Source organism: Aurantimonas marianensis, from assembly GCF_024195285.1.
Classification (GTDB): Bacteria; Pseudomonadota; Alphaproteobacteria; order Rhizobiales; family Rhizobiaceae; genus Aurantimonas; species Aurantimonas marianensis.
Map to the genome: position 1 here is coordinate 1 of NZ_JALHBS010000061.1, position 7,661 is coordinate 7,661.

At 64.1% G+C, this 7,661-nt stretch carries 7 protein-coding genes; 3 read left to right on the top strand and 4 right to left on the bottom strand.

Annotation, left to right across the window (positions count from 1 at the left end):
• Nucleotides 1-139: 139 nt before the first annotated feature.
• Both cysE and MJ956_RS10905 read right to left on the bottom strand, forming a co-directional pair.
• Nucleotides 140-964, bottom strand: coding sequence for a serine O-acetyltransferase (gene cysE / locus MJ956_RS10900; RefSeq protein WP_253964493.1), 825 nt, complete (start codon nt 962-964; stop codon nt 140-142).
• A 191-nt stretch (nt 965-1,155) separates the two neighbouring features.
• Nucleotides 1,156-1,914 carry an alpha/beta fold hydrolase gene (locus MJ956_RS10905; RefSeq protein WP_253964494.1) on the bottom strand — a complete coding sequence of 253 codons (759 nt, stop codon included), beginning with the start codon at nt 1,912-1,914 and terminating at the stop codon, nt 1,156-1,158.
• A 155-nt stretch (nt 1,915-2,069) separates the two neighbouring features.
• On the opposite strand from MJ956_RS10905, the gene MJ956_RS10910 reads away from it, so the two are divergent.
• The 3 genes from MJ956_RS10910 to MJ956_RS18905 all read left to right on the top strand — a co-directional run bounded on the left by MJ956_RS10910 (nt 2,070) and on the right by MJ956_RS18905 (nt 5,618).
• Nucleotides 2,070-2,315 (top strand): zinc-finger domain-containing protein, encoded by a 246-nt coding sequence (locus tag MJ956_RS10910; protein WP_253964495.1) that lies wholly within the window; start codon nt 2,070-2,072, stop codon nt 2,313-2,315.
• A gap of 4 nt (nt 2,316-2,319) precedes the next feature.
• Nucleotides 2,320-3,510, top strand: coding sequence for an FAD-dependent monooxygenase (locus MJ956_RS10915; protein WP_253964496.1), 1,191 nt, complete (start codon nt 2,320-2,322; stop codon nt 3,508-3,510).
• Between the two features lie 947 nt (nt 3,511-4,457).
• A complete protein-coding gene (locus tag MJ956_RS18905) occupies nt 4,458-5,618 on the top strand; it encodes an OmpA family protein (RefSeq protein WP_253964497.1) in 1,161 nt (386 codons plus the stop codon).
• 246 nt (nt 5,619-5,864) lie between these two features.
• Here MJ956_RS18905 and MJ956_RS10925 read toward each other — a convergent pair whose 3' ends face one another.
• Together MJ956_RS10925 and MJ956_RS10930 are read right to left on the bottom strand one after the other, a co-directional pair.
• Nucleotides 5,865-6,884 (bottom strand): AI-2E family transporter, encoded by a 1,020-nt coding sequence (locus MJ956_RS10925; protein WP_253964498.1) that lies wholly within the window; start codon nt 6,882-6,884, stop codon nt 5,865-5,867.
• 311 nt (nt 6,885-7,195) lie between these two features.
• On the bottom strand, nt 7,196-7,661 hold a 466-nt coding region (locus tag MJ956_RS10930; protein WP_253964499.1), incomplete at its 5' end, for an amino acid ABC transporter ATP-binding protein.

Below are 7,661 nucleotides of genomic sequence, written 5' to 3' on the forward strand. Positions count from 1 at the left end.
CTCGAGATCCGCTCCTTTGAAGCTTTTTCTCAGATAGGCTTCGAGCTTGCGTATTTCGTCGGGCTTCACATCGTTCTCCTGGACCAATTTCGAGCGGCTGTAGCTAGGTCTCCGCTCGGAAATTCAATGCTCCGCTGCATCAATCGGTGCGATCGAAGCTCTGATCCATGGCACGGCCTGGCTCGTCGCAATCGCTCGTAGTCCCGATCACCCGTGCCGGAACACCGGCGACGGTCGTATGCGGCGGAACCGGCTTCAGGACGACCGATCCGGACGCGATCTTCGAGCATTTGCCGATGGTGATGTTCCCGAGGATCTTGGCGCCCGCCCCGATCAGGACACCGTAGCCGATCTTCGGATGGCGATCGCCGAACTCCTTGCCGGTGCCCCCGAGGGTGACGTTCTGGAGGATCGACACGTTGTCTCCGACGACCGCCGTGAAGCCGATGACGAGGCCGGTGGCGTGATCGAGAAAGATTCCCCTGCCCATGCGGGAGGCCGGATGTATGTCCGTCTGGAACACCGCCGACGACCGCGCTTGAAGGTAGAGCGCGAAATCGCGCCGACCCTCGTTCCACAGCCAGTGCGCGAGCCGGTGCGTCTGGATCGCGTGGAATCCCTTGAAATAGAGCAGCGGCTCGATGTAACGCTCGCAAGCCGGGTCACGATCGAACACCGCCTGGATGTCGGTCCGCAACGTCGCGCTGAAATCCCCATCGGATTCCAGCATGTCGGCGAAGGCCTGCGCGATGATGATCGCCGGCATGTCCGGATGATCCAGCCGCTGCGACACGCGATGGATCAGCGCCGCCTCGAGGCTGCGCTGATTGAGAATGGTGGCGTAGATGAAGCAGGAGAGGACCGGCTCGCGGTTCGTCACCTCGCTCGCTTCAGCGCGCACCTTTGCCCAGATCGGATCGACTGCCTGGATCTTGTCCTGGGTGTGCGGACTGCTCTTGCTCATGGCGCTCTCCCGGAACGGCGCTTGGGAAGTTTGTGTGGTTCCCAGATTTGAGTACAGATAGGCGAGTTGCCGCCCAAGGAAAAGTCGGGGGCGCGCTACGATACGCTGACGCGATCGTCAGCGCGTTCGCGAAAACCTCGATCGGTCCCGGCCGCAAAGCCGGCATCGGCCAATACGCATTGGACAGTGGTTCAGGCGCCTTCGCCCAGAAAGCGCAACACCTCCGCCTTGAAACGACGATCGCCGACGGACTGCATATGATCGCGGTCCTCGATGGCCAGCACGCGCGAATTCGGCATCAGCGCCGCCAACCGATGCGGCGAGCCGGCGATCTCGTCCGTCGTGCCGACGCCGATCAGCACCGGCTGATCAATCCGACCGACCGCGGCCTCGGTCAGTTCCTTTCGGGACATCGAGATGCACGCGGCCAGCGCCTCCCTGTCGCTCTTTGTGCGGTCGGCAAAAGCCCGGAACATGCGACCGCGCGGATCTTTGACATCCTCCAGTGAGGGAGCCCGCAGCGCGGCGGCGATCGGATCCCAATCGCCGACGCCTTCGACTAGTCCGGAACCGAGCCCCCCGAAAATCACGCGCTCGAAGCGCGCCGGAACTGCGAGCGATGCGAAAGCGGCGACCCGCGCCCCCATGGAATAGCCGAACACACTCGTCCGGGGCATGCCGAGATGATCGAGCAGCGCCACCGCATCGCCGGCCATTTTCTGCGGCGTATAGGCCGCCTCCTGCGTTGGTTTGGCACTCCGGCCATGACCGCGATGATCGAAGGCGACGGCTCGGTAGCCAGCGTCGGTCAGCGTCTTGACCCAGCCCGTATCCACCCAGTTGACTTGCATCGACGAGGCAAAGCCGTGCAGAAGCAGGACGCTTGGAGCATCGCGGTCGCCCGCGTCGAGAAAGGCGAGTTCAAGCCCGTCGCTGATGAAATGATCCATGATGGTGCCCAGCCTCGCTTTCGTATCCCGTTGGCGGCATGAAGTCCGCGGACGTTTGGATAAGCATCAAGTGGCGTCTTCGCCACCCCTGTTCATTCCCTGCCGTCGACACTATGGTCCGCGATGTTGCGAACCATAGCCGAGAGTGAGCCGCGATGGCCGGACACGTGATTCCCCATTTCCAGAACGACGCCGGTTACGACACGATCGAGGTCGGGGTGACCGAGTTCATGTGCTGCGGCGCCAATCCGCCGCACGATCATCCTCACGTCTATCTCGACATGGGCGACGAGCGCGAGATCGTCTGCGGCTATTGCTCGACGCTCTACCGGCTGAACGCGGCGTTGAAAGCCACGGAAACCAGTCCGGCCGGTTGTGCCTTCCGGGGACAGGCCGCTTAGGTCCGTGTCCGCGGTCGACCGGACGCGGCCGATCACGATCGTCGGGGCTGGGATTGGCGGGCTTACGGCCGCGCTGGAACTCGCCGGCTGTGGTTTCTCCGTGGAGATCTTCGAACGCGCGGCGCAAGTCCAGGAAGTCGGCGCCGGTCTCCAGCTTTCCCCGAACGCACTGCGCGTTCTCGACGGGCTCGGTCTCATGGACGCCTTGCTTGTGCATGGCACGCGAGCGCGGGAGGTAACCCTGCGCCGGGCGTTCAGCGGTCGGCGGATCGCCTCGGTCCCCGTCGTCGCCAGCGACGGGACGCCGTACGTGTCGATCCACCGCGCCGACCTTCAGACGGTTCTCTTAGGCGCCGTCGAACGTTCGCCCGCCATTACGCTTCGCCTCGGGGCGTCTCTGGAGTCGCTGGCACCGAAGCGTGGTGGCCTCGATCTCTGGTTCGCCGACGGCGGGACCCGATACAAGCATCACACCGGCCTCGTGGTTGGCGCCGATGGCGTACACTCGTCGATTGCGCGCCGACTGGGGCTTGCGGCCGCAACACCCGCCGGCGCGATAGCCTGGCGCGGCTGCGTGGCTCAACCAACGGGTGTCGCATCGTCGCCAGGCGTCGAGGCGTGGCTCGGTCCTCGGCGGCACGCCGTCGCCTATCCGATTTCCGGAGGGCGCGAAACGAACCTCGTCCTCATCGAACCCATGAACCGGACGAGCGAAGCCGACCCGGCGGGACTTCCTCGCCGCTTCCGCTCATGGGACCGACAACTCAGATCGATGATCGCCGCCGCCGGCGACATGACGGGCTGGCCTTTGTACGTCGTGCGACCGGACCGGCCCTGGCGCCATATCGATGATCGGCTCATTCTGATCGGCGACGCGGCCCATGCCATGCTCCCCTATGCCGCGCAGGGCGCCGGCATGGCCATCGAGGATGCCGCGGTGCTCGCCGCCGCCCTGGCGCGGGCTCCGACCCAAGGCGCGGCCCTGGCCCATTACGAGAGCGAGCGGAAGCCCCGCATCGCCCGGGTCCGGCGACGGGTGCTGTTCCACCGCATGATCTATCATCTGCCTGCCCCCTTCAGCTTCGGTCGGAACACGGCGCTGGCCATTCGCTCCCCCGAGAGTCTCGGGAAGGACCTCGATTGGCTCTATGATTGGCGCCCTCCGGCAGTATCCCGCGATGTCGGCGGCGATTAGACGAAACTTACGGACGTCTCAGACGTTGTCAGCCGTCTGGAGAGGTTTCGCGTTGAGCTCAAACCAGCGGTCGCGCGAGCGTGCCGGGACGGGCAAAGAAGACATATAAGAGCGTCAAGCCGTCCTCCGGATTGGCAAGGGACGATTTTCGAAAAGGTAATGACATGCCGAATTTCAAAAACACCGGCAGACTGGTCGGTGTAGCCGCGCTTGCCGCATCGACCGCGATCAGCGGCCCACTAGCGGCTTATGCACAGGACGCGGCGGCGTATCGCCTTGCCCAGGCGGAGACGGCGCCAGTTGACCCGACCGCCTGTGATCCGGCGGCTGTAGCGCCGGATCCGGCGGCATGTGAACCGGCGCCGGCCGCCGAGGCTCCGGCCGAAGCAGCTCCCGCCGAGCCGGCACCTGTCGAGGCGGCCCCCGCCGAACCTGCTCCGGTCGAACCTGCTCCTGCTGCCGAGACGCCGGCAGAACCGGCCCCCGTCGAAGCGGCGCCTGTCGACGCGCCCCCCGCCGAACCTGCTCCGGTCGAACCTGCTCCTGCTGCCGAGACGCCGGCAGAAGCAGCACCAGTCGAACCCGCTCCCGCCGACCCGGCACCAGTCGAACCGGCGCCCGCCGAGGCCGATCCTACCGAGCCCGCTCCCACTGCTGAATCGCCGGCCGAATCGGCTCCCGCCGAAGCGGCCCCCGCCGAACCCGCTCCGGTCGAACCTGCTCCTGTCGCCGAGACGCCGGCAGAAGCAGCACCAGTCGAACCGGCGCCCGCTGAAGCGGCACCCGCGGAGGCCGATCCTACCGAGCCCGCTCCCACTGCTGAATCGCCGGCCGAACCGGCTCCCGCAGAGGCGGCGCCAGCGGAGCCTGCTCCGGCGCCAGTGGTCGAACCAGCGCCAACCCCGGCGGAGCCCGCTGCCGCGGCTCCGGTCGAGGATCCCAAGCCCGTGTCGGCCGAGATCCAGGAAGCGCCCGTCCCCACGGGCGAAATCAGCGCAAGCGACGCGCGAGTCCAGCAGCTGAGCGAACCCGTCGCGGTTCCCTCGATTACCGCCGAACAAGGCGAGCGAATCGACGCGCCGGCAACCACCTCCTCGCAGACGACGATCAATGACAACAGCACGACCAACAACAGCACCACGACGAACAACACCACGGTGAACAACACGACCGTCGTGCAGGAAACGCGGACGGATCTTCCGCCCGGCGCCGAAGTCGTCGAGCGCGTCGGCGATCGCGACATCCTGTCGATCGTCGGCGCCGGTGTGGCAGGTGCTGTGGTCGGGGGCGCCGCCGCCTACTTCATCCGCGGCAATGACGACGACCGTATCGCGGTTGATGCCGACGAGCGCTACTATGAGCGTCTTTCCGGCGGGCGGACCCGGCAGACCGTGGTCCGGCCGAACGGCACCCAGGTGGTGACGATCACCAACCGGTATGGCGACGTGATCCAGCGCTCCCGGATTCTGCCGGACGGACGCGAGGTCGTTCTGTTCTACGATCCCTATCAGGACGGGGCCGAACGTCCGGATTACTATTATGATCCGGCGGCGGATCTCGAACCGGTCGTTCTGACGATTCCGGAAGACCAATACATTGTCGACGTGGCGGAACCGGACGAGCAGCTCTACTATCGCACGATCGTCGCACCACCGGTCGAGACGGTGGAGCGCATCTACTCGGTCGATGAGGTGAGACGCTCCGAGCGCATTCGTGACAAGGTGCGCAGGATCGACCTCAACACGATCAACTTCGCGTTCGGCTCGGCCGCGATCGAACAAGGCGAAGTCGATGATCTGCAGGCGCTCGCCGACGCAATCGCCCGTGTCATCAAGGAGAACCCGGCGGAGACCTTCCTGGTCGAAGGGCATACCGACGCGGTCGGCAGCGAAATCGCCAATCTGGCGCTGTCCGATCGGCGGGCGGAGGCTGTCGCCTCGGCGCTCTCCGAGTACTTCGACATTCCACCGGAAAACCTGATCACACAGGGCTATGGCGAGCAGCACCTGAAGGTCAATACGCAGGCGGCAAACGCCGAGAACCGGCGTGTCACGCTCCGGCGTATCACGGCGCTGGTGAAACCGGTCGCGCCAAGCGCCAAGCGCTGATCGGACACAATCACATCCGATACAAGGACCGGCGGCCCCTCGGGCTGCCGGTTTTTTTATGGGATATCCGTCATCGGCGCCATGAGCTCGCGTCATCCCGACCGGCCGGAACAGAAACCCCGTACGGGCTTTTCCGGCGAAGAGCCACGGCGCGGATCGATGCGGCGGGTCGTCCGGCTCTCCTCAACGGATCGGAAAGACTGGGACGGTCCAGCCGAACGCGTCCCATGTCGCCGCCGCTCGGTATCAGTCGTCCTCGTCGGCGTGTCGTTTCGTCTCGGCGGACAGAAAGTCGCCGAAGGGTCCGAGCGGCTCCACGTAGCTGGCGAATACCTTGATGGCGACCATTACGGGAACCGCCAGAAACATGCCGACCACGCCCCAGATCCAACCCCAGAAGGCGACCGACAGGAAGACCGCGGCCGCGTTCATTTCCAACCGCCGGCCGACGATCGTCGGCGTCAGGAGTTGGCCTTCGACAGTCGTACAGGCAAGATAGAGCAGCACCGGAACCAAAGCTTCGGACAGGCTGCCGAAGTCGGCAAGCGCAATCACCCCGACAATCATCATGCCGATCAAGGCGCCGATATAAGGGATGAAGTTCAACAGCATGGCCAGCGCGCCGAAGACCACGGGCGTCGGCATCCCGACCCACCACAAAAGCGTCCCCACCGCGATCCCGAGACACGCGTTGATCACGGTGATGGTAAACAGATAGCGCGAGAGTTCTCGCTCGATGTCGTGCGCGATATGAAGCGCGCGCTTCTTGTCGGCCATCGTCGGCATCGAGCGCACGAGCTTTTGGTAGAACAGGTCGCCGGAAGCGAGGAGGAAAAACAGAAATACCAGCGTGAACCCAACTGATGCCAGCAATGTCGGCACGGCCGTCGTGGCGTTCTCTACCAGCCCCGGATTCTTCACCACCACTTCATCCGGTGCGTTGGGACCGGCGCCCCCGGTGGCGTTCTTGGCGGTCTTCTCCATATTTTCCTGCGCCGACTGCAGACGCTCGAGACGATTTTGGAGGGTGCGTAATTGTGCGTCCACCGCCGCGGCATAGCGCGGCGCGTCGTTGACGATCTTCGAGATCGGATCACTCAGCATATAGAAGCCGAATATCAGCGTCATCGTTGTGCCGATGACGAGGATGAAGGCGGAGATGGGCTCCCAGATCTTTAACCGCCTGCGCAAGAACCGCACCACCGGGCTCATTACGAGGGCGAATAGCAAAGCGATGATGACCGGCAGGACAAAGCTCGCCGTCAAATATAAGCCGCCGAACAGAAGGATGAAAAAAATGCCGATGATCGCCCATCGGGGGGCGGATTGAATGATCTGTGGCTCGGCCAGCCCTAGCTCAGTCGACGGAGGCGCAGAGAGCGAATCCGCTCGATTGTTGCTAGCTCGCTCGGACAAATCATCTCCCCCGCATGCGGAACGCACGGTAACGATACAGGAAGCCGAGAGTTCCCCGGGATCGCGGGCCTTCCACGACGAAAGCGATATGGCAGCGCGCGGCCCGCGAAAAGCTCTCTTGTATAATCAGTCGCTTCGCGTAGCCGCGCCGGATGGCCGGGTCAATGAAGGATCTGCGAGAGGAAGAGCTTGGTGCGCTCGTGTTGCGGGTTCGTGAAGAACGGTTCAGGCTCGTTCTGCTCGACGATCTGGCCGGCGTCCATGAAGATGACACGGTTCGCGACCTGGCGCGCAAAGCCCATTTCGTGGGTCACGCACAGCATCGTCATCCCTTCTTCGGCCAGCCCCACCATCACATCGAGCACCTCCTTGATCATTTCCGGGTCGAGCGCCGAGAACGGCTCGTCGAACAGCATGATCTTCGGGCTCATGCACAGCGATCTGGCGATGGCGACGCGCTGCTGCTGACCGCCCGAAAGCTGCCCGGGATACTTATGCGCCTGCTCCGGTATCTTCACCCGTGACAGGTAATGCATGGCCACCTCTTCGGCTTTTTTCTTCGGCATCTTGCGCACCCAGATCGGCGCCAACGTGCAGTTCTCCAGAATCGTCAGATGCGGGAAGAGG